This is a genomic window from Runella sp. R0.1_18, from assembly GCF_057652155.1.
Genome location: NZ_JBYFCK010000001.1, coordinates 265,845 through 290,916 on the forward strand (window position 1 = coordinate 265,845; position 25,072 = coordinate 290,916).

20 protein-coding genes are annotated in these 25,072 nt (G+C 43.4%); 14 read left to right on the plus strand and 6 right to left on the minus strand.

Annotated features, from left to right (window positions below):
- Window positions 1-38: 38 nt before the first annotated feature.
- A complete protein-coding gene (locus tag AC23P2_RS01120; protein WP_487771481.1) occupies window positions 39-3,086 on the plus strand; it encodes an efflux RND transporter permease subunit in 3,048 nt (1,015 codons plus the stop codon).
- A gap of 184 nt (window positions 3,087-3,270) precedes the next feature.
- On the opposite strand, the gene AC23P2_RS01125 is transcribed toward AC23P2_RS01120, so the two are convergent.
- Genes AC23P2_RS01125 through AC23P2_RS01135 form a run of 3 tightly spaced genes read right to left on the minus strand, consistent with a single transcriptional unit; the run spans window position 3,271 to window position 6,497 of the window.
- On the minus strand, window positions 3,271-4,446 hold the full coding sequence (locus AC23P2_RS01125; protein ID WP_487771482.1) for an ATP-binding protein: 1,176 nt from the start codon (window positions 4,444-4,446) through the stop codon (window positions 3,271-3,273).
- Window positions 4,447-4,504: 58 nt separating this feature from the next.
- On the minus strand, window positions 4,505-5,962 hold the full coding sequence (locus AC23P2_RS01130; RefSeq protein WP_487771483.1) for a M20 family peptidase: 1,458 nt from the start codon (window positions 5,960-5,962) through the stop codon (window positions 4,505-4,507).
- Between the two features lie 43 nt (window positions 5,963-6,005).
- Window positions 6,006-6,497 (minus strand): dihydrofolate reductase, encoded by a 492-nt coding sequence (locus tag AC23P2_RS01135; protein ID WP_487771484.1) that lies wholly within the window; start codon window positions 6,495-6,497, stop codon window positions 6,006-6,008.
- 97 nt (window positions 6,498-6,594) lie between these two features.
- On the opposite strand from AC23P2_RS01135, the gene AC23P2_RS01140 reads away from it, so the two are divergent.
- Entirely contained in the window at window positions 6,595-7,419 is an 825-nt protein-coding gene (locus AC23P2_RS01140; RefSeq protein WP_487771485.1) for a mechanosensitive ion channel family protein, read from the plus strand.
- 91 nt (window positions 7,420-7,510) lie between these two features.
- Here the strand turns inward: AC23P2_RS01140 and AC23P2_RS01145 are convergent, their stop codons facing one another.
- Both AC23P2_RS01145 and AC23P2_RS01150 read right to left on the minus strand, forming a co-directional pair.
- Window positions 7,511-9,439, minus strand: a complete 1,929-nt coding sequence (locus AC23P2_RS01145) for a c-type cytochrome (RefSeq protein WP_487771486.1) — start codon at window positions 9,437-9,439, stop codon at window positions 7,511-7,513.
- Window positions 9,440-9,441: 2 nt separating this feature from the next.
- Entirely contained in the window at window positions 9,442-10,026 is a 585-nt protein-coding gene (locus AC23P2_RS01150) for a Uma2 family endonuclease (protein WP_487771487.1), read from the minus strand.
- 134 nt (window positions 10,027-10,160) lie between these two features.
- Between AC23P2_RS01150 and AC23P2_RS01155 the strand changes: the two genes are divergently transcribed.
- The 10 genes from AC23P2_RS01155 to AC23P2_RS01200 are packed head-to-tail and all read left to right on the plus strand — an operon-like array spanning window position 10,161 to window position 22,171.
- Window positions 10,161-12,641, plus strand: coding sequence for a hypothetical protein (locus tag AC23P2_RS01155; RefSeq protein WP_487771488.1), 2,481 nt, complete (start codon window positions 10,161-10,163; stop codon window positions 12,639-12,641).
- Window positions 12,642-12,691: 50 nt separating this feature from the next.
- Window positions 12,692-13,702 (plus strand): UDP-N-acetylglucosamine 4,6-dehydratase (inverting), encoded by a 1,011-nt coding sequence (pseB, locus tag AC23P2_RS01160; RefSeq protein ID WP_037300354.1) that lies wholly within the window; start codon window positions 12,692-12,694, stop codon window positions 13,700-13,702.
- Complete coding sequence (gene pseC, locus AC23P2_RS01165; RefSeq protein ID WP_487771489.1) at window positions 13,699-14,883, plus strand: UDP-4-amino-4,6-dideoxy-N-acetyl-beta-L-altrosamine transaminase; 1,185 nt, start codon at window positions 13,699-13,701, stop codon at window positions 14,881-14,883. The genes pseB and pseC overlap by 4 nt, the downstream gene beginning before the upstream one ends.
- A gap of 7 nt (window positions 14,884-14,890) precedes the next feature.
- Window positions 14,891-15,538, plus strand: coding sequence for a pseudaminic acid biosynthesis-associated methylase (locus AC23P2_RS01170; protein ID WP_472488950.1), 648 nt, complete (start codon window positions 14,891-14,893; stop codon window positions 15,536-15,538).
- A 3-nt stretch (window positions 15,539-15,541) separates the two neighbouring features.
- Window positions 15,542-16,237: a pseudaminic acid cytidylyltransferase gene (pseF, locus tag AC23P2_RS01175; protein ID WP_487771490.1), complete on the plus strand. Its 696-nt coding sequence runs from the start codon at window positions 15,542-15,544 to the stop codon at window positions 16,235-16,237.
- Complete coding sequence (locus AC23P2_RS01180) at window positions 16,224-17,258, plus strand: GNAT family N-acetyltransferase (protein WP_487771491.1); 1,035 nt, start codon at window positions 16,224-16,226, stop codon at window positions 17,256-17,258. The genes pseF and AC23P2_RS01180 overlap by 14 nt, the downstream gene beginning before the upstream one ends.
- Before the next feature lie 46 nt (window positions 17,259-17,304).
- Window positions 17,305-18,432 carry an ISAs1 family transposase gene (locus AC23P2_RS01185; protein WP_487771492.1) on the plus strand — a complete coding sequence of 376 codons (1,128 nt, stop codon included), beginning with the start codon at window positions 17,305-17,307 and terminating at the stop codon, window positions 18,430-18,432.
- 36 nt (window positions 18,433-18,468) lie between these two features.
- The gene (locus AC23P2_RS01190) at window positions 18,469-19,593 is read left to right on the plus strand and encodes a tail fiber domain-containing protein (protein WP_487771493.1); all 1,125 of its coding nucleotides are present in this window, start codon (window positions 18,469-18,471) and stop codon (window positions 19,591-19,593) included.
- Window positions 19,593-20,657 (plus strand): pseudaminic acid synthase, encoded by a 1,065-nt coding sequence (pseI, locus tag AC23P2_RS01195; protein WP_487771494.1) that lies wholly within the window; start codon window positions 19,593-19,595, stop codon window positions 20,655-20,657. Before AC23P2_RS01190 ends, pseI begins: the two co-directional genes overlap by 1 nt.
- 2 nt (window positions 20,658-20,659) lie before the next feature.
- Window positions 20,660-22,171 carry a lipopolysaccharide biosynthesis protein gene (locus AC23P2_RS01200; protein WP_487771495.1) on the plus strand — a complete coding sequence of 504 codons (1,512 nt, stop codon included), beginning with the start codon at window positions 20,660-20,662 and terminating at the stop codon, window positions 22,169-22,171.
- A gap of 4 nt (window positions 22,172-22,175) precedes the next feature.
- Here AC23P2_RS01200 and AC23P2_RS01205 read toward each other — a convergent pair whose 3' ends face one another.
- Window positions 22,176-22,898, minus strand: coding sequence for a class I SAM-dependent methyltransferase (locus tag AC23P2_RS01205; protein ID WP_487771496.1), 723 nt, complete (start codon window positions 22,896-22,898; stop codon window positions 22,176-22,178).
- A gap of 136 nt (window positions 22,899-23,034) precedes the next feature.
- Here AC23P2_RS01205 and AC23P2_RS01210 point away from each other — a divergent pair, with 136 nt between their 5' ends.
- Both AC23P2_RS01210 and AC23P2_RS01215 read left to right on the plus strand, forming a co-directional pair.
- The gene (locus AC23P2_RS01210; RefSeq protein ID WP_487771497.1) at window positions 23,035-24,069 is read left to right on the plus strand and encodes a hypothetical protein; all 1,035 of its coding nucleotides are present in this window, start codon (window positions 23,035-23,037) and stop codon (window positions 24,067-24,069) included.
- 6 nt (window positions 24,070-24,075) lie between these two features.
- On the plus strand, window positions 24,076-25,071 hold the full coding sequence (locus AC23P2_RS01215; protein WP_487771498.1) for a glycosyltransferase family 2 protein: 996 nt from the start codon (window positions 24,076-24,078) through the stop codon (window positions 25,069-25,071).
- Window position 25,072 lies beyond the last annotated feature (1 nt).

Below are 25,072 nucleotides of genomic sequence, written 5' to 3' on the forward strand. Positions count from 1 at the left end.
ATGAATCACTTTTTAATCACGCAAAGACGCTAAGAACAATGAATTTATCCGAATTTTCCGTCAAAAACTGGCAGTTTATGCTGGTGATGTTTGTAGGAGTGGTCGCGCTGGGACTCAACTCCCTTTTCACCATGCCCCGCTCCGAAGACCCGACCTTCGAGGCACCTACATTCATTATATCCGTAATTTACCCTGGTACTGACCCCAAAGACATGGAGGAGTTGGTGGTTGACCCCGTCGAAAAACGCCTCAATGAGCTAAAGGACGTTCGCAACATCCGTACAACCATTGACGACGGTCTAGCCGTTTTTATGCTGGAATACGACTATGCGGTTGACAACGACGAAAAGAAGCAAGAAATCGCTCGTGAAGTCAATTCGATGCGGGGTATTTTGCCGAATGATATTTTCGATATTCGTTATTTTCAGTTTGATCCAGGTTTGGTCAACATCGTACAAGTGGCTTTGGTGTCGGAAGTCGCTTCGTATAAAGAAATGGCTCAGTACTCCGAACGTTTGAGAAAAGTACTTGAGAAAAATAAAGACTTGCGCGGAGTGAAAGATTACGGATTTCCCAAAGAAAACGTTCGGATTTCGCTCAATGTTGAAAAAATGGCCCAAGAAGGCATTGCCGTCAACCGAGTATTAGGAGCATTACAAAGTGAAAACCTCAACATTCCCGCAGGAAGTGTTCAGGAAGGAGCGCGGCGTTTCAACGTAAAAACCAGCGGTGACTACGAATCTCTTGACCAAATCCGTAATACGGTGGTGGCTACCAACGGCCAAAAAATCATTTCACTCCGCGACGTAGCCGACGTTGATTTTAACTACGAAGAAGAAACCAATTTTACCCGACTCAACGGGCGCCGTGCCGTGTTGGTGGTAGCCGCTCAAAAATCGGGTAAAAACATTTCGGAAACGGGTAAGAAACTAAACCAAAGCCTAACCGAATTTGAGAAAACGATGCCGAAGCACATCAAGATGGTAAAGTACTTTGACCAATCGGTGAGTGTTGACCGACGCCTCGAACGCTTTGCCAAAGACTTTGGTATTGCCATTTTGTTGGTGGCTCTCACTTTGCTACCACTCGGTTTCAGGGCTGCTTTGGTGGTGATGATTTCGATTCCGCTTTCACTGGCAATTGGACTTACGGCCGTCAACTACTTGGGTTACAGCATCAACCAGTTGAGTGTAGTAGGTTTAATCGTTGCCTTAGGAATTTTGGTGGACGACTCAATTGTCGTCGTAGAAAACATCGAACGCTGGATTCGAGACGGGTTTAGTAAACGTGAAGCCGCCATCAAAGCTACCCGACAAATTACGCTGGCCGTCATTGGCTGTACCGTTACCCTTGTATTAGCCTTTTTACCTTTGATGTTTTTACCCGAAGCTTCAGGAGATTTTATTCGAAGCCTTCCCACGGCTGTCACCATGACCATCATCGCATCCATGATTGTATCGCTTACGATTGTGCCATTTTTGAGCAGTCGTTTGTTAGAAAATAGCCATAATCCCGAAGGGAATATTTTCTTGAGAGCGTTGAAAAAAGTAATTTCTGGTTCATACAGTCGTTTGCTCAACTGGGCATTGCGTCATCCGCTGCCTTCACTTTTATTTGCAGGACTCATTTTTGGCGCATCCTTACTGATTCCAAAACAAATTGGTTTTGCACTTTTTCCAAAGTCGGAAAAACCCATGTTTAGGGTTACGTTTGAGACACCCGAAGGGAGTAGCCTAAACGAAACCAACCGCGTAGCTCGCTTGGTCGAGAATGAACTGAAGCAAGTCCCTGAGGTTAAGTACTTTTCAACCAGCGTTGGGCGCGGAAACCCTCGGATGTATTACAACGTCATCGAGCGCTCTGAGGCAAGCAATTATGCGGAGGTATTTGTCCAGCTTCAAGATGAAATTCACCCTCCTCAAAAAGAGAAAATCATTGACAAACTTCGCGAAAAGCTACGATACATTCCCAACGCGAACGTAGAAGTAGTTGATTTTGAGCAAGGTCCTAATACCGAAGCGCCTATCGCTATTCGCGTTTTGGGCGACGACCTTGAACAATTGCGCACAGTGGCGGCAGACGTAGAAAAAATCTTAAAAGATACCCAAGGCACCATTTACGTTAAAAATCCGCTTACCACACGTCGAACAGATTTACGAGTAAAAATCAACAAAGAAAAAGCAGGTTTGTTAGGAATGTCGATTGCCGATATTAACCGTACGGTTCGTTTGGCCATTGCAGGTTTAAACATCGGAACGTTCAAAGATAGTAACGGTGACGACTACGCCATTAATGTGACGCTGCCCAAAGGAAAAACCACCACGCCTGATGTTTTAAACAATCTCTATATCAACACATTGACGGGCTCGGCGATACCACTTCGCCAAATTGCGGATGTGCAATTTGAAACCTCAACCAACCAAATTCGCCACTTTGACCGTGACCGTTTTGTGACGATTTCCGCTTTTGTAAAAAGTGGTTTTTTGGTGGACAATGTCTATAACGATATTTTGTCCAAACTTGAAAAACATCCCTTCCCGAAAGACTTTAGCTACAAAGCAGCGGGCGAATTGGAAGCACGCGAGAAATCCTTTGGCGGCCTCGGCACCATCATTTTGATTACCGCTTTTGGGTTTTTAGGGGTGTTAATTCTTGAATTTGGCACGTTCAAGAGCTCACTTATCGTGCTTTCTGTCATTCCGTTGGGTATTATTGGGGCTTTCACGATGCTTTGGATTGTGGGTTATCCGCTTTCGTTTGTGGCCGTCATTGGCCTGATTGCCTTGATTGGAATTGAGGTAAAAAACTCCATTTTGCTGGTGGATTTCACCAACCAGCTTCGAGAAGAAGGTAGGCCGTTGTTGGAAGCGATTCAGGAAGCAGGCGAAATTCGTTTTGTACCCATTGTTCTAACGTCACTTACGGCCATTGGAGGTTTGATACCGCTGGCCATTGAAGGTAACCCTCTTTATTCGCCTCTCGCTTGGGTACTGATTGGAGGTTTAATCAGTTCAACGCTGCTTTCTCGGATTGTAACGCCCGTATTGTATCGACTTATTCCGCCGAAGGTGGAGGGAAAAAAATAGAATTAGGTAATCCTTGTCAAGGTTTTGAACCTTGACAAGGGTACCTATTCAGGGATTTGATGTTTTTGGAAAGGCTTAGTAAAATGTCTGCTCTCCATTAACCATGAAAATTGAAAATCAAATTTACAGTTTTCATGGTTGATATATAAAAAATGAATCTCTACTTCTACCAAGAGATTCACAGTTATGCTAAAATAACCTTGAGCTCTACAGCTAAAAACTCATAAAGGTTTATTATTTTAACCGAATGATTCTTAATGTAACAGTCTCCCGTTGGGATAATTACATATTTAAAATCGGGCTTAATATCTTCATTACATTCATAAAAACCTCTCGATACCACTGGCGCATTAGAATATTTTATTTCAATCGCCACTTTTTTACCATTGGGGGCAATCAGTAGCAAGTCAATTTCAGCACCGTTATGAGTACGATAAAAGTAGTACTCCCATTCCGTTCCTGCGACTCTTTTTATTTGCTCAATCACATAACCTTCCCATGATGCCCCCAAAAGTGGGTTTTCCAGCAATAGTTCAAATTGATTAATTCGAACCAAACTATGAAGAATACCACTGTCTCGAATATAAATTTTAGGGGATTTGGTGAGTCGTTTACCCACATTGACAAAATAAGGAAGTAAGCGATTGATTATAAATCCTCCTTCCAAGACATCAATGTAAGACTTAACCGTGGGATGAGTCAAATCCAAGGAGCGAGATAAATCACTGGTATTGAGTATTCCTCCGTGTAAGTGCGACAGCATACGAAGCAAACTCAGTATTGTATTTGAGTTGAAATTATAACTCAGTGCTCTCAAATCGCGTTCCACAAAAGTTTGTACAAAATTACCCAACCAACGTTGGTTCATTGTACCCGTTGGGGCTAAATAAGCATCAGGAAAACCACCTCGAAACCAATGCTTTTGCCAGTTTTTATCACTATTTTCTATCTCTAACAATGACAATGGCGCCAGCTCGTGATAAGCGATGCGCCCAGCCAATGAATCCGAAGTTTTGCGAATTAATTCAGGAGAAGCCGACCCCAATAGTAAAAAACGCATGGGCTCACGGCGAATATCAATCAAATGCCGTAATAAAGAAAATAGCTCTGGCTTCAACTGGATTTCGTCAATAATAACACATTTTTCAGCATGAGCTTTCAAATAAGTTTCGGCATCTTCTAGCTTTTGGCGGTCGCTATCAGATTCTAAATCAAGAAAAAGGCTTGGTTTAGAGAGTTGAGATTGTAGGTTTCTTGCCAGCGTTGTTTTTCCTACTTGCCGAGGTCCAATAATGGCTACGGCAGGAAAAAACGTGGAATCCTCTAAGATTCGGGTAGTTAAATGGCGGTCTATTATCATTAACCATGAAAATTGAAAATCAAATTTACAATTTTCATGGTTAATAACCAACAATGACCTAACCTGCTTTCACCAATTCAATGTAAAACCGTACCACATTCTTGAAATCTTCAACGCTTATGCGTTCGTTGGTGCCGTGGGGGCGTTTGAGGTCTTCGTCGTTCATGCGTACGGGCATAAAACGGTACAAGTTTTTCGACACTTTTCGGTAATAACGTGCATCGGTGGCCCCTACCACCAAATACGGTGCAACAATTGCATTAGGAAAACATGCTTTGATGGTTCGGTGAAGCGAACGAAAACCCACCGTAGCGGTATCAGAAACAGGAGAGGGTTCTGAATCAAATTGTTTGAGCGATTCGACCGTAATTCGGTCATTGCCAATGGTCTTTTTTACGTAATCAATCACCGTTTTGACTGAATCTCCAGGCAAAATCCGAAAATTGATTTTGGCAATGGCTTCTACGGGCAGTACGTTATCTTTCACCCCCGCATGAATCACCGTAGGTGCAATGCTGGTGCGTACCATGGCATTTCCTGCATTCGTTTTTTCCAATATACCAATGATTACTGAGTTTAACAGCCAACGATTGGCCATCGCCAATTTGGTGGAAAAAGGCATTTCCGGGGCTAAATAGTCCTGCATATACCCCGCCGCCCCACCCAATCGAGCTGGAAACGGGTGTTTCTGTAATTTATCTATGGCCTCCGCGAGCATTCCAATGCTGGTTTGAGCGGGAGGCATGGACGAGTGGCCTCCGTCGCCCGTCGCACTTAATTGTAAGGTTGTATATCCTTTCTCCGCCACCCCAATCAGCGCGATAGGTTGATTAATTCCCGAAACACCGTCAATTTTTATCACTCCTCCTTCGTCAACTACGTACTCTAACTCCGCTTTACGACTTTCCAACAAAGCCGCGATTTGCTGCGCGCCGTTTCTTCCCGATATTTCTTCATCGTGCCCAAATGCCAAGTAAAACGTTCGCTCAGGCGTGTAGTTATTTTTAAGTAAATATTCGACGGCTTCGAGCACCCCCATCACCGTCACTTTATCGTCGAGCGTTCCGCGTCCATACACAAACCCTTCGGCAATGTCGCCCGCAAAAGGCTGATGTTTCCACATTTTTTCGGTGCCTTGCACAACAGGAACAACATCATAATGCCCCATCAAAAGCGCGGGCTTCAAGGAAGCATTTTTTCCTTTCCACTCATACAACAACCCGTAAGTATTTACTCTTTCTAACTTCAAACGGCTATGTACCAAGGGATACGTTTTTGCCAAATACCCCACAAATTTTTCAAATTGCGTACTATCCATCAACGACAAATCTTCGTACGAAACCGTTCGAAATTGAATAGCTTCTGACAAGTGGCTCACGACCGAATCGTTAAGCGTAAGCGCGGGCAAAGGCGCGATTCCTTGCATCTGTTTGGAGCTTAGTCGAAGCGTATTAAAAACCAACACAGAAATCAGCGCTAAAAGCAAAACTGCAAGCGCAAGGAAGACCTTTTTCATTGGGCGTTAGAGGTAATTAGTTGATAATAAAGCGTATTCAGCGCTATTTACGAACTAATTCCACAAAATCAAACGGTACCGAATGCTTTTCATCAACCGAATGAGCAACCCGACTAATTTCTTCCCATTCGGTGTTAGAAATGGCTTCAAAATACGCATCTCCTTCAAAATCAGCTTTGACTTCGGTCAGGTAAAGTTTATCCGCCAAAGGCAACATTTTACGGTAAATCTCGGCACCACCAATGACAAAAGCTTCATCAGTTTGCATCTTTTGTGCCACTGCGATGGCCTCTTCCACAGAATGCACCACCACTACGCCTTCATGCTGCCATTCGTTACTTCGAGTAATAACAATAGAAATACGATTTGGCAAGGGTTTTCCAATAGACTCAAACGTTTTACGCCCCATAATGATTGGGTGACCAGTCGTTAGTCGTTTAAACTGTTTGAGGTCGTTGGGTAAATGCCAAATAAGCTGATTATTACGCCCAATTACCCCGTTTTGGGCAACGGCAACAATCATAGATGTAATCATAGTTTGATTCTGGTTAATCTGTAACAGCACAAATGTAACGTGACTAATAGACAGTAAAGCGGTCAAAAGGCAAATTTTCCATCAATTCCTTACTACCATGCTAGATTTAACCACGTTTAAAAATCAAATGATGGCAGCCGTCACCCAATACGGTGGCAAAGTGTTGCTCGCTATTTTTGCGTTTATGATTGGGCGAATGCTTATCGGAACGGTTATGCGTTTTTTAAGCACTCGAATGACTCATGCAAAGATTGACCGTGATGTTCAGCCTTTCTTACTTTCCCTGACGGCTGTCACGTTCAATATCATGCTTTTACTGAGTTGTGCAGGGATACTCGGTGTTCAAACTACTTCATTTGTCGCCATTTTAGGGGCAGCTGGATTAGCCGTTGGATTAGCACTTCAGGGTAGTTTGGCCAATTTTGCTGGTGGCGTATTAATTCTAATTTTTAAACCATTCCGTGTCGGAGATTTAGTTTCCGCCCAAGGCTTCACTGGGCACGTAGAAGCCATTCGCATTTTTGATACCGTTTTGCTTACTCCCGATAACAAAACCATTACTCTACCCAATGGCGGACTATCGACAGGGGCAATTACCAATATTTCTGGCAAAGGTAAGATTCGGGTGGACATGGTTTTTGCCGCAGGCGCTCCAAACGGAGTCGATAAAATCAGAACTTCTATTCAGAAAGTTATTGCCAGTTGCCCTCAGGCGCTCAAAGAAACCGAACATGATGTTTTGGTAACAAAATTAACCGAAAATGCTATTTTCTTCGATGTTCGCGTTTGGACACACCCAGACCGTTACTGGGATGTTTATTATTTTATACACGAACACATTAGCAAACAATTTACCTCCGATAATATCCTAGCACCCGCACCCGCCGAAGTCCACGTCGTGATGCAACCTAGTAAAGCCTGAATAAATTCCCAAGTTGGGCGTTAACAAAAAAGCGTAACCTCTTGCTATGTGAGGTTACGCTTTTTTGTGGTCTATCGAATCAAGTTTTTACTTACGGCTTTGGCGCTGATTTTGGCGCTAACGAGTTGATCCAAGCTGCAATTTTGAGCGCTTCATCACGCGGTACCTGCGGCATAGGAGCCATTGGCGTGGCATAATCTGGCCAGTTTTGAGGCTTAGGATTATAGATAAGCTCTACAATTTTTTCGTTTGAATACTTACGTTTTGCCACCTCTGTATAAGCAGGCCCTACTTGACGTTTGTCAACCGCGTGGCAAGCCAAACACGTGTTTTTGGCCAATAAAGGCTTAATTTCCTCAAACGTTGGTGCTTTACCCGATGCCGTTGCGGTTTTCTTTTCTGTAGTTTTCGTCGCAGTTGTCGTAGCTGATGACTTTGTGCTCATTTCAGCAACTTTCAACTTCTCGCCATCAGGCAAATTATGCAACGTATAGAAAGCCGTTGGGTGTACCAAAGACCAGTACGACGTAGAAGCACGCACTCCGTCAAGTTTCAATTCGTGGATGTAGTGCTCACGCAAGTTGTCCACCACAATACGTGCTTTTAAGCCATCTTCTGATACTTTTACGCCTTTGATAGCACATTTAGCTTCGTTAATTGTAGGACTTCCATATACTGGATGATACTTGTACGTAAAGCTACGAACCGCGTACGAAGCTAAGTTTTCAGCCGATTTTTTATCTACTGGAAGTGTAAACTCTACTTCAAATCCATCAGGCATCGCACGAACTGCTCTCATTTCAAACGGTGTTTTTCCGTTCCATACCAATCGCTGCAATCCTTGGTTGGCATCACCCGACGAACCCCATCCACGGTTGGTTTCACCGATGTAAAGCGACCCGCCGTCATTCGCCCACGCCATACGCAAAACTCCCGACTGGAATCCTGAACGGAAGTCAAACGCAGCGCCTTGGTACTCACCTTTTACTTTTTCTAAGAAAACGCGCATTACCTTACTTTGCCCTTGGTCTCCCACAAAAAGTTGGTTGCTAAAAGGACCAAACTTCCCGCCCGTTTGATCCGCTAAAATCTCAGCATTTGAAACCCCTAAGATACCGTGAGGTAACCACACCGCTGGAAGTTGCGTTTCAGGATATTTTTTCTTCATATCAGCCAACGTCAAGAACTTCTCGTTTTGTACGTTTTCGGGCTTGATGGCATTGCCGTTTTTGTCACGCGTTTTGCGCGGGTCAACCATCGCATATACTTCTTCTTGGGTAATTTTTATGGGAGAATTAGTAAGGCTGTTGGCCCACTTGAGCCCTGCTGGGTGTCCCATAAAAGCACCTTTTTTCACGTGCCAAATACCACCCGAGCCCATCCAATCGCCTTGGTTATCGTCATAAAACAACTCCCCGTCAACCATTCCTAAACCGCAAGGTGAGCGAACACCCGTTGCCCAAGGTTCCATTTGGCCATCAGGGGTAATTTTAAAAATCCAACCACGCAACGGACGGCGGCTTTCTCCTGCCCACCATTCTTCGTCACCAAAAGCAACGTTCCCCGACACAAAATACGACCCGTCAGGCGCAATCTTTGGCCCAAAGCTATACTCGTGGTAGTGCGAAGACAACGGCCAAGCATAGATTGTTTCATAAACATCCGCTTTGCCATCGTGGTCTTTGTCAATCAATTTTGTCAATTCTCCACGTTGCGCACAAACCATAGCGCCGTTTTGGTAAACAAGACCCAAGATTTCGTGTAAACCTGAAGCAAATTTTTTGTAGTACGGCTTTGAGCCTGTCGGGTTTTCGAGCAACCAAACATCGCCTCGGCGCGTTCCAATGGCCAAACGGCCGTCGGGAAGGGTCGTCATCCCTCCTACTTCGAGCAAAATACCCTCAGGAACAGGTGGGGTAACAATTTTGTAAAAATCTTCTTCCGAAGGGGACTCTTGCGCAAAGGATACGCCTAAACTCAGTAAAAGGGAGGTGATTGTGCAGATAACTTGTTTTTTCATTACTACGGTATTTCTAAGATATTGGTCAATACTACTTCAAAATCGACGAGAACTTCCTCGCCTGTTAGGGTTTCACTAAATAATTTAGTTTCAATAGCCGCATACGGCCGATAGATGTACGTTCGTTGTTCACTCATGGCTACCAGCCAACCTAATCGCACGCCATTGTCAATCCATTTTTGCATTTTTTGTTTCAAATCCTCCAAATTATCCGTGTCAGATTCTAACTCAAGCACAAAATCAGGGGCTAAATACGGAAACGATTTTTTTTCAGCGGTTGATAATTCAGCCCAACGTTCTTTCCGAATCCACGCCACGTCAGGCGCACGCATGGAGCGATCGGGCAAGAAAAAACCGCCGTTAGAATCAATTACTTTCCCAGCTTTTGTTCGACGATTCCAAATAACAAACTCGCCATTCAATTCGCTGTTGTTAGAACTGGTTAGCAGATGGGTAGGAGACATATTGATAAAAATTTGTCCAAACTCATTACGCTCTACCATCAAATCGGGGTTTGAAAGGCAGAAGTTTACCAATTCATCATCAGTAAATTGCTCGCGAGAAGGAAGATGCAATGGAATCAGCATGGGTTGCTATCAATTAGGAATCTCTCATTCGTTGAGCAAAGATAGAGAATCATTCCCAATTTCAGCCATCCAAGCCTTGAAACAACCACCTTTGGAGTTTTTTTATAATTTTGTGCAATCTATAAAACCTTTATATGAGAAACCAGTTTGACTTCCGTCGTCTTTTACCACACCTACTTGCCATTATTGGCTTTTTAGCACTTGCCATTATGTACATGAGCCCTGTTTTGAAAGGGCAGCAATTGGCGATGGGCGATGTTGATCGTTTCATAGCCCTTCAGAGCGAAATACGCAAATACGCCAGCGAATACATTGGCTGGACCAACAGTTTATTCGGGGGAATGCCTACTTTTTTGGTGGGAGGCGATTATTCAAACGGTATTTTTATCAAAATTCACGGACTGATTTATACCCTATTTAACATCAAAGCGACCTTCATCGGTATGTATTTAATTGGCGCTTATTTGATGTTGAGGGGGTTTAAGTGTGACCTTTGGACAAGTGTTTTAGGGGCAATAGGATACGCATTTTTTACTTATAACTTTCAAATCATTGAAGCTGGGCACACCGCCAAAGTATATGCTGTGGCGTATCTTCCCTTGATGGCTGCTGGGGTTATTTTTGGGTTTAACCAACGGCCTTGGCTAGGAGCGGTACTTCTTAGTTTGGGGCTTGGGTTACAAATTCATGCAAATCACCCTCAGATTACGTATTATTCAGCCATTGTTTTAGGTATTTTAGCCATTTTTGAAACCATTAGAGCGGTAAAAAATGGTGCAGTAAAATCTCTTCTTATCTTTTTTGGTGCTTCGGCGGTCTTTTGTGCATTGGCTTTAGCGACCAATACCTCACGGCTTTGGACACTTTATGACCACTCCAAAGAAACCATTCGCGGCGGGTCAGAACTTACTCCTGCCAAAGGAGAGGCTTCAAGCGCAGGCAACAACGATAGCAAAGGGCTCACCAAAGAATACGCTTTTGGGTGGAGTTATGGTAAGCTTGAATCACTAACGCTTTTGATTCCTGACTTTTCGGGTGGTAGTTCGGGTGGTGAGTTAGATACCAACTCAGAATCGTACAAAACCCTTACTCGCTACGGCGTGGACGGGCAAAATGCCGCTCAATTTGCCTATCAATTACCTACCTACTGGGGCGACCAGACTTTCGTAGGTGGCGGGGTATATTCAGGGGCTATCATCTGCTTCTTGTTTGTACTGGGCTTATTTTATGCCGAAAAACGCTACCGCATTCCGTTCCTGATTGCAGGCATTTTCACCTTAATGCTCGGTTGGGGAGGAAATTTCACGGCCCTCAATTACTTTTTATTTGACTACGTTCCAGGCTTCAACAAGTTCCGTTCGGTAAGCATGATTCTTTCACTGACGCAGTTCTGTATGATTATCATCGCTTCGCTCGGGGTAAAGCAACTCATTGAGAACCGTCCTTCATGGGAAGAATTCAAAAAGCCATTGTTCATAAGTTTAGGAGCTACTGCGGGACTTGCCCTTATTTTAGCGATTGTTCCTAGTTTAGTCGGTTTACGAAGCGCCAACGATACCGCGTTTATTGAGCAAATTGCTCAAAGTTTTGGCAACAATAAAGCAGCGGCGAATGACCTTTACAATGCCCTTCTCGATGACCGTGCTTCTATGCTTCGTTCGGACGCCTTGCGCACTGTGCTTTTCATTCTGTTGGCGGCGGCGGTTCTTTGGGCTTTTGTTACTAATAAACTCAAAAACACCACGGCCGTTGTCGGAATTATCTCGGCGCTGACGTTGATAGACATGTGGAGCGTCAACAAGCGTTACCTCAACAATGACGATTTCCGTCCTAAATTTGAATCGGCTCAAAACGTAGAACCTAACGCTGCGGATCAGCAAATTTTGAGCGATACCGACCCTAATTATCGCGTGTTGGATGTTACCAGTAATCCTTTTGCCGACCCAAGAGCTTCGGCATTCCACAAGTCGGTGGGAGGTTATAGCGCTTCAAAACTGCGTCGTACACAAGACCTGATTGAGCGCCAGATGGTTAAAAACAACATGGCTGTTTTCAACATGCTCAATACAAAATACTTCATTGTACCTGACGAGAAAAAACAGCCTGTAGTACAACAAAACCCTGGGGCACTTGGAAACGCTTGGTTTGTGCGTGAATTGAAAATGGTCAACAATCCTGACGAAGAAATGGCCGCGTTAGATAATTTCAACCCAGGTAAAACCGCCGTTGTAGATAAACGTTTTGCTGAAACTCTAAAAGGAGCACAACCATCGTCTGACAGCACAGGGACGATTCGTCTGACGAGTTATCACCCCACAAAATTGGCGTATGAATCCAACACATCGAGCCCTCAAATAGCTGTTTTCTCAGAAATGTACTACAAAGGGAACGAAGATTGGAAATCGTACATTGATGGAAAAGAAACCCCTCATTTTAGAGCTGACTACGTACTCAGAGCGATGGTTGTTCCAGCAGGAAAACACACCATCGAATTTAAATTTGATGCAAAAACGGTTAGTCAAGGTCAAAAAATAGATTTGTACGCTTCTATTGCATGGCTACTGCTCATCGGCGGAGCTTTGTTCCTAGATTTTCGTACCAAAAAACAAGCCTAACGCAGTTTGCGTGCAGGTATCAACCACCGAATAATCCTCTTGATTAAATAATGTTAAACGGAAAATCAATCCTTGTAACTGGCGCAACAGGCTCATTTGGCAAGGAATTTATTAGAACAATTCTCAAGCTATACCCTGACGTTAAGCGTTTGGTGGTGTATTCGCGCGATGAATTGAAGCAGTTTGAAATGTCACAAGAATTTAGCCACAGCAAATACCCCGTGATACGGTATTTTATTGGTGACGTTCGCGACGAAGCCCGCCTCACGATGGCGTGCGAAGGCATAGACATTATCATTCATGCAGCAGCACTCAAGCAAGTTCCTGCGGCAGAGTACAACCCGATGGAGTGCATCAAGACCAACATTTTAGGCGGTCAAAATGTCATCACGGCGGCCTTAGCTACGGGTGTCCAAAAAGTGGTAGCTCTTTCGACCGATAAAGCCGCCGCTCCCATCAACCTATATGGCGCGACCAAGCTTTGTTCCGACAAATTGTTTGTGGCGGCCAACAACATCAAAGGCGCGCGCGATATTCGTTTTTCAGTCGTGCGTTACGGAAACGTCATTGGCTCGCGCGGTTCGGTGATTCCTTTTTTCTTGCAAAAGCGCAAAGAGGGAGTTTTGCCTATCACTCACCCTGACATGACTCGTTTTAATATTTCGCTCGAAGACGGGGTAAAAATGGTCTTGTTTGCGCTCGAAAATGCTTGGGGAGGTGAAATCTTTGTGCCAAAAATTCCTTCTTACCGCATCACAGACGTAGCCGAAGCCATTGCTCCTAACGCACGCCAAGAAGTTGTGGGGATTCGTCCTGGGGAAAAACTCCACGAGGAAATGATTACCGAAACCGATTCGCTCAATACCATCGAGCTTGATAAATACTACGTTATTTGCCCCAGTACGCCTATTTGGAGTATGGACGATTACGTAGAAGCCTTCAACGGCCGCAAAGTCCCTTACGGGTTTGAGTATAACTCGGGCACCAATGACGAATGGCTTACAGTCGATGATTTACGCCAACAAATCAAGCAGCACGTTGACCCCAATTTTGAAGTATGATTCCTTACGGAAGACAAAATATTACCGACGAAGATATTGAGGTAGTAACCAAGGCTTTACGCGCTGATTTTCTGACGCAAGGCCCTACTATTCATCAATTTGAAGTCGCATTTGCAGAATACGTCGGGGCTAAATATGCCGTGGCTCTGGCCAACGGAACCGCCGCGTTGCACTTGTGTGCGCTGGCATTGGACGTAACCGAAGGCCAAAAAGTGATTACCACGCCCATTACATTTGCGGCATCGGCCAATTGTGTCCGCTACTGCGGCGGGGAGGTGGTTTTTGCCGACATTGACCCTGAGACGTATTTATTGGACATCGACGCAGTGCGCAACCTGCTAGCTTCCGCTCCCAAAGGGACATATCAGGGGATTGTCCCCGTTGATTTTGCGGGGCGCGCGGTTGATTTAGAGGCTTTTCGGGCTCTTGCTGATGAATACGGCCTGTGGATTATTGAAGATGCTTGCCACGCGCCAGGAGGCTATTTCAACGATAGTCAAGGACAAATGCAGCGCTGCGGAAACGGACAATTTGCCGATTTGGCCATTTTTTCATTTCACCCCGTTAAGCACATTGCTTGCGGTGAAGGAGGCATGATTACTACCAATGATGCTTCACTTTATCAAAAACTGCTGACACTTCGTACCCACGGCATCAGTCGCGATGCGAATGGTTTCCAAAACTCCATTGCTTTTGCCGCAGGCGAAGAGCAAGCCACCAACTACCCAGGCTGGTACATGGAAATGCAAACGCTAGGCTATAATTACCGCCTTACCGATTTTCAGGCAGCATTGGGAATTTCTCAGCTGGCGAGGGCCGACGAAGGGCTTGCCCGACGTCGCGAAATTGCGCAAGTTTACAGCAAAGCTTTTGAGGGTTTATCGTTTATCAAAGGTCAATCGGGCGTGGTTGAAGGCCATGCGTACCATCTTTATGTGGTAGAGATAGAGAACCGTTTGGGGCTTTATACCCACTTACGCGAACACCAAATTTTCGCCCAAGTTCACTACATTCCGTGCCATTTGATGCCGTATTACCGCGCTCAAGGATGGAAAGAAGGCGATTTCCCCGCCGCCGAAAACTATTACCGTCACTGCTTGAGTTTGCCGATGTACCCTACCCTCACGGAGGAACAACAAGCATTCGTTATTCAAACTATTATTGATTTTTATCACTCATAAATACATTATGTCAACAACCACACAGGAAGCGTTTTGGAGCGGAGAGTTTGGCAAAGCCTATTCCGATAGAAACAACTGGACGTCAGCTCAATATGACGACTTTTATCGGCACGAATGGGGAATTACAAAGACTCAGATGAACGAGGACTGCCTCCGTGATCTTCCCAAAGATGCCAAAATCTTAGAAGTGGGCTGTAACATTGGGCTACAATTACGGTGCCTCCAAGAAATGGGTTTCACCAATTTGTACGGAATTGAGTTACAACATTACGCAGTAGAAAAAGCCAAAGAAATCGTTAAAAACGTAAACATCATCCAAGCGTCTGGTTTTGATATTCCTTTCAAGGACAGCTACTTTGATGTGGTAGTAACAAACGGCGTGCTTATTCACATCGCTCCCGACGACCTACCGCGAATCATGTCAGAAATGGTGCGTTGTAGCAAAAAATACGTTTGGGGTTTTGAGTACTTCGCCAGCGCTTTGGTTAACATCAACTACCGCGGCAACGAAGGGTTTCTTTGGAAGGCGGACTACAGCAAAATTTTCCAAGAAAATTTCCCTCAGCTCCAAGAAGTTTATCGTAAAATGTACCCATACGTTTCTGCTTCACAGCAAGGAAATGTGGACTATATGTATCTTTTGGAAAAACAATAGCCGATGAGTTGTATTGCCATCATTACGGCCAGAGGAGGCAGCAAGCGAATTCCCCGTAAAAACATCAAAGATTTTTTGGGAAAGCCAATCATTGCATACAGCATTGAAGCGGCACTTGCCAGTAATCTCTTTGACGAAGTAATGGTATCGACAGACGACGCTGAAATTGCCCAAATTGCCCAAAAATACGGCGCAAAAGTGCCTTTTCAGCGCTCTGAAAAAGCATCTGATGATTTTGCAACAACGGCGGATGTAATCAATGAGGTCTTGGAAGCGTATCAACAAATGGGTCACCATTTCAGCACAGCTTGTTGTATTTACCCAACAGCACCTTTTGTAACAAAAGAACTGCTTCAAAAGGCTTTTCAAACATTAAAAGAGGGAGAATTCGACGCGGTGTTTCCTGTCATGCGGTTTTCGTATCCTATACAACGATGCCTCGTCCAAAAAACTGACCAGCGTTTTGTACTTCGTGAGCCACAGTATTTTAGTGCTCGTTCGCAAGATTTAGAACCATGCTACCACGATGCAGGGCAATTTTATTTCTTTGACGTTGCTCGTTTTTTCATCAATCAGCGCCTTATGACCGATAATACAAGCTGCATTGAAATTTCAGAACTAGAAGCTCAAGATATTGATAATGAACAAGATTGGAAATTGGCGGAGTTGAAATACCAACTATTATATGAGAAGTTATAAATGTTTATCTCGTCAAATTTTTGAAAATGAAGCGTACCAGCTAGTACCTCTAAGAGACGAAGACAAATATTTAATCAGGCAATGGCGAAATGAGCAAATTTATCATTTACGCCAGTCAAAGCCACTTACCCTTGAAGCACAGGAAGCCTATTTTTCAACGGTAGTAAGCTCATTGTTTGAACAAAATCAACCTTCTCAGCTACTTTTTTCCTTGCTTAAAGACGGCCAACTTGTTGCCTATGGTGGTTTGGTTCATATTAGCTGGGTTGACAAATACGCCGAAATTTCTTTTCTGATGAACACAAGTCTTGAAAAAGACTATTTCGAGGAGTTTTGGCTAAATTATCTACAATTAATTGAAAAAGTAGGTTTTACCGAAGTCAACTTTCACAAGCTATTCACCTATGCTTTTGATGTAAGACCTCACTTATATCCTGTTCTTCAAAAGGCAGGCTTTCAACTTGAAGCCCGATTGAAAGAACATTGTTTTTTTGATGGACGATTTGTTGACGTGCTTATTCATTCAAAATTGAATAGAACAATCACATTTAGAAAGGCGACGGCAACCGATGTTGATTTGTATTTTGAATGGGCCAATGATGACGTAACCCGTCAAAATTCTTTCAATTCTGAACCCATTCCGTACGATAAACACGTTGATTGGTTTTTGAAAAAAATACAAGCACCTAATAGCCTGATGTTGGTATTTGAGAACCATTTAAAACAGCCAGTTGGACAAGTTAGAATTGACAAAAACGACGATGAATCCGTAATTGGCATTTCAATTGCTAACTATTTTCGAGGTAATGGATTTGCCACCTCCATGATAGAACAAAGTATTCAAGCATTTTTTAAGACATTTGAAACCGAAATTAGTATCATTGCTTACATCAAGCTCGCTAATCTTGCTTCTAAAAAAGCCTTTGAACGAGCAGGATTTCATGAATTAGAAAACACAGCCGATTATTACAAACTACAATGGTTTTCTCATAAAAAATGTAAGAGTGAGAGAAAGTTGTAAATTTGGTTTTCCACAACTAGATTTTCCAACAAACCTCACTCAGACATTGGAGCAAGAAACGACATTTTACCAAGAACTACAAGGACAATTAGGATTAGATTTACGAGATTGTCGTGGTAAGAAGCATGATTTAGCCTTTATTTTGGTGGGGGTGATGATTAGTTTACTTCGGAATCGAGATGGGAAACTATCGAGTATCCATCGAGGCATGGTCAACACTCATTCACGATTGTGCCAACTATTAGGAGTTGACATAACAAAAGCGGTGTCACGAGCTCAATTACCCAGAATATTGCAAAGGGTGAATCAGGAGCTATTTGAGGTCTTGCTATTGAAGTTCACCAAGGTTGATTTAAGTCAGCAAGAGCGCAAATGGTTTTCGGGAGATGGGAAAGAATTACGAGGCAGTATCCCCAAAGGGGACAAACGCGGTCAGGTATCGGTTCAATTGGTGAGCCATGATGAGCGATGTGTAGTTGGTCAGGCCTTCTATAACGGCACAAAAGAGAGTGAAAAGCCTTGTTTGCAGCAACTGGTGGATACTACGGGCGTGAAATCTCAGAAAATCACCGCTGATGCCTTACATCTAACCCCCTTAATGACGGAAATGGTAGCGCAAGCGGGCGGCGTATTTGTGATTGGTTTGAAGCAGAATCAAAAGCAATTGTTTCAAGACATGGTTAATCATAGCCAAGTCTTTGCCCCAAGAGTGGAGCACAAGACGCTAGACAAAGCTCATGGCCGCTTAGAAATTCGCCAGTATGCTTGTTTCGATATAAGTGGGGAATATGTTGAAAGCCGCTGGGCTAACTCAGGATTGAGCAGCTTGATTAGGGTTGAGCGAACTCGTAGGATATTGAAAAATAATGACTCAAGTCAGCAGGTGTCCTACTATGTTTCCAACGGAAAAAGTGAAAATGCCTTGGAATATTTCCAGGCAGTCCGCAATCATTGGAGCATTGAGGTCAACAACCATTATCGAGATGTTAGTCTTAAAGAAGATCAATTTCGCACAAAAGAAAAAGCTATCACTAGGAGTATGGCCTCTATGAGAACCCTGGTCTTGGATTTATTACGTCGGGTCAACCCAAAAAACCTCATCGCTCAAATGGAAAAATTTCAGGATAACTTTGACCTCCTAATTCAAGATTTGAAGACAATTAGATTTTTATGAGAAAGCCCTATACAAACTACAAACCAAGCGTCAGCCATGAAAAAAATGCTTTTTTTTTTCGTTTTTATAGTTCTACACCTAACTGTTAAAGGACAAGACCCTACACCAGACGCTTGGGTGGAAGACAATTCAAATACGGCCATTACTTTACCTCCAAACTTGGGGATAGGTAGCAATTTAAGAGGGTTAATATCTATTCTTAAAACACCTAGTGATTCTACGTTAGAACAAATCCTTAAAATCAAAGTGGCAGATGCCCCCAAAGACTTCTTGGCATTTACCAATTCTACTATTTTAAATGGGCGCTTTATGCCTTCTATTCTTGCGCACAATGAAACAGATAGACGTTTTTCGATGTCTTTCAGCGTTTCAACAACCCCTGAAAATGATTTTGGCGATGAGCCTATTGTCAAGTTTGATGCTCGAACATACACCAATGGAGAAGCGCTTTTAGGGCCTGGTTTTGTTACAAACCGACCTTTATTTTCGTGGACAAACCTAAACGTGATAAAGATGATTTTATCAGCCAATGGTTCACTAGGTATTGGTACAATAACCCCTCAAGCCCAATTACATACCACAGGTTCTGTTCGGTTTGAGGGTGTACAGGGAGGACTAGGAAGTGCACTTCTTACGACTGACGCTCAAGGAACTTTATTAAGGAACTTCTTACCAAACAATTCAACCGTTGCGATAGCCACTACCGCTCCTGCCGTCAATAGTCTGCCAAGATTTAATCAATCTAACGTACTGGTTAATAGTCAACTGTATGACAACGGCACCAACATAGGTATTGGTGGCGTCCCTGTTCCAAATGCCAAAGTGACCGTTTACGGTGTCATAAATGCTCTTTCTGATGCCCGCACCAAACGCAACATTGCTCCTATTTCTAATGCGTTACAAATAGTGAACCAATTGAATGGCTACTACTACAACTGGAATACTTCCGACGAAAAACAAGTAGGATTAATCGCCCAAGAAGTTGAGAATGTTTTACCTGAATTAGTATCGCACAATGAAAGTGGTACCAAGTTTCTGAACTATGACGGCCTTACCCCCGTTTTAGTAGAAGCTATTAAAGAACAACAAAAGCTTCTTCAACAGCAAGCTTCACAGATCAAAGAGCTTCAAAAAGAAATCGAAAAATTAAAAAAACGATAATGTTTGCCAACGAAATTCAAATTGGTCACGTAACCATCAGCCCCAATCATCGGCCGTTTATTATTGCCGAAATGTCGGGTAATCATAATCAATCGCTCGAAAGGGCGTTTGAGCTGGTGGATGCCGCGGCCAAAGCAGGTGCCCATGCGCTTAAACTTCAAACCTACACGGCCGATACCATCACATTTAATGGTAAATCGGACGAGTTTTATATTCGCGATGATAATTCTCTCTGGAAAAATCAAAACTTACACCAACTGTACCAACAAGCATATACCCCTTGGGAATGGCACAAGCCCATTTTTGACCGTGCTAAATCCCTCGGAATGATTGCCTTCAGTAGCCCGTTCGATCTTTCTGCCGTTGATTTTTTAGAGTCGCTGGAAGTACCTTGCTATAAAATTGCCTCGTTTGAGAATACCGACCATACTCTTCTCAAAAAAGTAGCTCAAACGGGTAAACCTGTCATTATGAGCACGGGAGTTGCCAGCATTGCTGACATTCAAGAGTCCGTCAAAGTACTACAGCACAATGGTTGTACCCAATTGATACTTCTCAAATGTACCAGCACCTACCCCGCAACCCCTGAAAATACGCATTTACTGACCATTCCGCACATGCGAGAGCTTTTTGGATGTCCTGTCGGGCTTTCAGATCACACGATGGGCATTGGGGCGGCAGTAGCTTCGGTTGCATTGGGCGCACGGGTGATTGAAAAACACTTCACGTTACGTAGAGCAGATGGTGGCGTTGACTCCGCTTTTTCGCTTGAACCTGAAGAAATTAACGCTTTGGTGGTTGAATCGGAGCGGGCGTTTTTAGCAATGGGTCGAGTCAATTACGAATTATCGCCCAAAGAACAAAAAAGCCTACAATTCAAACGCTCGCTTTATGTGGTCAAAGACATCAAAGCAGGTGAAGCGTTTACGGCCGAGAATGTTCGCAGTATTCGTCCTGCCAATGGATTGCACACACGTTATTATGATCAAATTTTACAAAGCCATGCTTCGCGCGACATTGAAGCAGGTACTGCATTAGAATGGGGGCTAGTTGCCTCATCATAGGAATGGCCCAAATCAAAAAACAGACGTTTCAAAGTACCATTTTTTCTTATCTAAGCGCAGCAGTTGGCTTGGTAACTCAGGGGTATGTGATCCCTAATTTCTTTGCAACTGACCAAAATGGGCTCATCAGCCTGTTTCTGTCGTTGATGCTACTGCTGCCCTTATTTGCTAACCTCGGTTTTAACGGGGCAGGGACGCGCTATTTCCCCTATTTTCGTGATGCAAAAACCAATGACCATGGCTACGTATTTTTAGCTCTACTGTTTTCCTTTATTGGTTTTATTATCGTCGTTGTTGCGCTCTGGTTTTTCAAAGATGGGCTTATCGAAGAATACCAAAAGAAGTCTCTTCTACTGGTCAGGTATTACCCCTATCTGTTACCTATCGTCGCTTTTATGCTGATATTCAACGTGTTTGACGTTTACTCCCGTCTGCACTATGATTCGGTAACAGGTACTTTTTTAAGCCAATTTGTACTGCGTCTCAACAATTTAGTAGTAGCACTTCTATATGCGTTTCGTTGGATAAATTTCGACCAGTTTATGATGATTTGGTGCGCGGGAATTTCGCTTCCAATGATACTTATTGTGCTCAAAACCATTCGAGAAGGGCGGTTTTCGTTACGCCCTGATTTTGGTTTTTTGAAACAATCCCAGTTATTGGTTCCCATTCTTAAATTTTGTGCGCTCTCAATTATTGCGTCCTTATCCTCCCAAATTGTCCTCTACATCGACAAAATCATGATTACCGATATGATTGATTTGAATGCAGTAGGAGTATATAGTACAGCCTCCTTTTTTGGGACGGTAATCGCCATGCCAATGATTGCGATGCAGCTTATTGCGGGCACAATAGTAGCAGAAGCTTGGAAAAATAATGACCACGAAAACATCGCCAAAATTTACCAAAAGAGCTGTTTGGTTCAGCTTTTCGTCGGGCTGTGGGTATTTCTCGGAATTTGCGTTAATCTCGACAATATTTTCGAGTTTCTACCGCCTGCCTACGAAGCAGGTCGCTGGGTAATCGTATGGATTGGCCTTTCAAAAGTATTGGACATGGCAACGGGTATCAACGGTACGATTCTCAACACGTCAAAGTATTACTACCTCGATACGATTTTCTTTATCGTCCTTATTTTTTGTACCGTGTTATTAAACCACCAATTGATTCCTACTTTCGGGATTGAAGGGGCTGCGATTGGGGCAGTTGTTTCAGTATTCATCTACAACCTTTGCCGTTATGGCCTTCTTTGGTATTTATTTGGATTTCAGCCTTTTAATTCTAAAAACGCCATTGTTGTAGGGATGGGAATTGCCGCTTTTGGTCTAGTAAGTTTATTGCCAAGTTTAACAGGGAGCCCAATTGCCATACTTGGAGACATGGCTTACCGTTCTATTACCATTACGTTGTTGTTTGTGGGCGGGTTTTATGTGAGTGGCTACTCCCCAGAATTTAACCAACAGTGCACTACTATTTATCAAAAACTCTGGGGAATAGTGGGTAAACCTAAATGATAATTTATGGTTTTCTTAACCAATAATTGAGGCAAGTTTGTCCGTGACCGTAGGTTGACACTTTCATTACCTCCGCGGCTTTTCCTTCAAAACCTTTATTGAATTTTTCAATTTTAAAGCCAGCCTTTTCAAAAATCGGTGGGCAAATGGTTTCGGTTAGAATTAACGGGTGCATTTTGTTGGTCACGTAATGCTCATCAAACGACAAAAATGCCCTTGCACCAGGTTTTAGATAGGTATATAAATTGGCGATAATTTCGTCAAAATTATAACAGTGGTCGAGAACGTTGATACTAAAGATAAAGTCAACTTGCCCTACCAATTCGGGAATGGATTGCTCGGCGGGCGTAGAAAAAACTTTCCACGCATCTCGTAAATCCGTCCACGGAATTTCGCGCAATACGTCGTCAGCCATTGGTTCTAAAGCTACCAATTTGGCATTTTTAAAGTATTTACCACGCAACATACTGCCTGCTCCCACATCCAAAACGACCTTGCCCTCAAACTCATCGGCATCAAAGCCCCAAGATTTGAATAATACACTTGTCTGTTGTAGGAAGCTTTCCGTTTGGCGCCATGTGTCGTTTTTGTGAAAAGCAAACTCTCCTTTTTGTGCCTCCGCTTTCCATTTACTCGGATCGGCAGCAGTTTTAGACTGACGTGTTGTTCGAAAAAAGACCTCAATGAGCGGTTCAAATTGGCGATATATCTTCCCGATAAGCGACATAATGTTTCTTTAAGTGAATAGTTGAAAGAAAGTACAAAGATAAAGCAAATAGCAGTCCTTTTTGGCCTAGGCTACATTTATTCCTACCTTTGAGAATTAGTGAACCCCTATTTTGTGACTAAGCGCTACCATTTTCATGGCTCGACATTTATTCAACGTCCATAGTCCGATTACGTATTTTATGGCTTTGGAAGTGATTCGCATCGAAAAAATTCCCGTCGAAGCAGTTACACTTCTCATTAGCCGTAATTTCTTGCCTCCAGACGGCACCTACCAAGCCATAGCACTGCCTTTTTCGCATTATCCGATAGATTCGTTTGCTGTTCAAATCGCTTTTTGGAAATCTTGGGACAAGGTGAGAGCATTCGACCAGTGGCTTGAAACAATAACGCAACAACAACCCTTTACCCTCTACGCTGCTCATGCTTACAGCAGTATTTTTCACCTCATGGTGACGCATCCGCTGTGTCGGGGCTATTATTATATTGAAGAAGGGCTAGTGGCTTATCGACCTCCTGCCGATTGGGACATTCAAAAGCCCTTTAATCCGCTTCGTTCGGTACTTTATTTTCTCAATTTCGGTCAAAGAAACCGTCCAAATCGTAGTTTTTTTACGACACAATTGGGACGCTATTTGGGTGCATTTGGTGTATCACAACACTCATTTCCTACGCTTACCAACCGCCAAATAGTTGGTTTACCTTTTCCTAAGATTGAATCTGATGAGAAGTACCAGTGCGTTATTGTTCATGACAATATCTATGACCACCATGGCTTAACACCCAACACCTACCTTCGATGGATTGAGGTGATTGTGAGCGATGTCCTCAAACGTGGTTTTACGAGTATTCACCAAAAATTTCACCCCGCGCAAGGGCAAGCCTCATTGCAGGCCATTGAAGCGTTTATGCAACAAAAAGTCGCTGGGAAAGCCAGCCTACATACGCTAGATTCCTCTGACTCTATCGAACAAATTTCCCTAAGTCAGCGTCCTGTTATCTATGTGTGTATCAGTAGCGTTGGACTTTATGCTCATTTGGCTGGTGCGGAGGTTGTGAGTATCTACAAAATCTGTTGCCAAGACCAGCCCGTTTTCAAAAGTTTTGGCCATTTATTGCCGAGTTTTTACCTCGAAAATGTCACTTATTTGTCGTATCCATCTCAAAATTAATGCCCAATGAATCAACCATTGGTTTCAGTCATTGTTCCTTGTTATAATTACGGTCGGTTTATTGCCGAAACATTAGAAAGTCTTCAAAATCAAACACTTCAAAATTGGGAGTGCGTCGTTGTGGATGACGGTTCTACCGACAATAGTGCTGAGGTTATACAAAAATTTGTAGAAAGCGACCCCCGTATTCGTTACGTTTATCAGCAAAATCAGGGGCTTCCTGCCGCTCGCAATACAGGGATTCGGGCAACAACGGGGAAATATATTCAGTTTTTGGATTCCGATGATTTATTGCAATCCGAAAAACTTCAACACCATACGGCGTATTTGGAAACACATGCCGAGGTTGAACTTGTCTATGGCGGTTTACGCTATTTTTATGACGGCACGTCTGAGCTCATTTTTTCTCCCCAACATAAAAGCACCCCTTGGACCCTCGATAAGTCGGGCGCTGGAATAGCTCTTTTGCCATTTTTAGTAATTTCATGCGTCATTATGCCTCCCATGCCCGTGATGCGGCGAACGACAATAGAAAAAGTAACTGGGCTTTTTACGGAAGATTTACCTTCTTGCGAAGACTGGGAATTTTGGATTCGGTGCTGTTATAAAAACGTCCAATTTACTTTTTTAGACTTGCCAAATACCTTGCCGCTCATGCGCTTGCATCATACCAGCATGACCCGTAACCGCATCGTTATGGTCAACAGTTTTATTGAAGTTCGGCAACGGTTACGCCCAATTTTACCCACCCCTCAGCTAGTCAAGCTCAACGAAACGTTATTAAATAATGATTTTGTTGAAAAATGTATCTTAACCCTCGAACGTGAAGGGCGTATGGCTGCGATACGCGAAGCATTTTACTTGTCTATTGAACGAAAAAGTAGTATTTTACTCGGGTGGAGTGTTTTGCTTTTTGCCTTACCGCCAACGTGGGCAGTAAAGCTTCTTCAACTCCAGCGTTCATTTCACAAACGTTTTTATCACTGGGTATTTAAAAAGTAAA

Coding starts and splice junctions, on each gene's coding strand:
- pseC (WP_487771489.1), top strand. CDS start 13,699: ATGATTCCTTACGGAAGACAAAATATTACCGACGAAGATATTGAGGTA.
- AC23P2_RS01180 (WP_487771491.1), top strand. CDS start 16,224: ATGAGAAGTTATAAATGTTTATCTCGTCAAATTTTTGAAAATGAAGCG.
- AC23P2_RS01155 (WP_487771488.1), top strand. CDS start 10,161: ATGAGAAACCAGTTTGACTTCCGTCGTCTTTTACCACACCTACTTGCC.
- AC23P2_RS01190 (WP_487771493.1), top strand. CDS start 18,469: ATGAAAAAAATGCTTTTTTTTTTCGTTTTTATAGTTCTACACCTAACT.
- AC23P2_RS01215 (WP_487771498.1), top strand. CDS start 24,076: ATGAATCAACCATTGGTTTCAGTCATTGTTCCTTGTTATAATTACGGT.
- pseB (WP_037300354.1), top strand. CDS start 12,692: ATGTTAAACGGAAAATCAATCCTTGTAACTGGCGCAACAGGCTCATTT.
- AC23P2_RS01205 (WP_487771496.1), bottom strand. CDS start 22,898: ATGTCGCTTATCGGGAAGATATATCGCCAATTTGAACCGCTCATTGAG.
- AC23P2_RS01135 (WP_487771484.1), bottom strand. CDS start 6,497: ATGATTACATCTATGATTGTTGCCGTTGCCCAAAACGGGGTAATTGGG.
- pseI (WP_487771494.1), top strand. CDS start 19,593: ATGTTTGCCAACGAAATTCAAATTGGTCACGTAACCATCAGCCCCAAT.
- AC23P2_RS01130 (WP_487771483.1), bottom strand. CDS start 5,962: ATGAAAAAGGTCTTCCTTGCGCTTGCAGTTTTGCTTTTAGCGCTGATT.
- AC23P2_RS01170 (WP_472488950.1), top strand. CDS start 14,891: ATGTCAACAACCACACAGGAAGCGTTTTGGAGCGGAGAGTTTGGCAAA.
- AC23P2_RS01210 (WP_487771497.1), top strand. CDS start 23,035: ATGGCTCGACATTTATTCAACGTCCATAGTCCGATTACGTATTTTATG.
- pseF (WP_487771490.1), top strand. CDS start 15,542: ATGAGTTGTATTGCCATCATTACGGCCAGAGGAGGCAGCAAGCGAATT.
- AC23P2_RS01150 (WP_487771487.1), bottom strand. CDS start 10,026: ATGCTGATTCCATTGCATCTTCCTTCTCGCGAGCAATTTACTGATGAT.
- AC23P2_RS01120 (WP_487771481.1), top strand. CDS start 39: ATGAATTTATCCGAATTTTCCGTCAAAAACTGGCAGTTTATGCTGGTG.
- AC23P2_RS01145 (WP_487771486.1), bottom strand. CDS start 9,439: ATGAAAAAACAAGTTATCTGCACAATCACCTCCCTTTTACTGAGTTTA.
- AC23P2_RS01125 (WP_487771482.1), bottom strand. CDS start 4,446: ATGATAATAGACCGCCATTTAACTACCCGAATCTTAGAGGATTCCACG.
- AC23P2_RS01200 (WP_487771495.1), top strand. CDS start 20,660: ATGGCCCAAATCAAAAAACAGACGTTTCAAAGTACCATTTTTTCTTAT.
- AC23P2_RS01140 (WP_487771485.1), top strand. CDS start 6,595: ATGCTAGATTTAACCACGTTTAAAAATCAAATGATGGCAGCCGTCACC.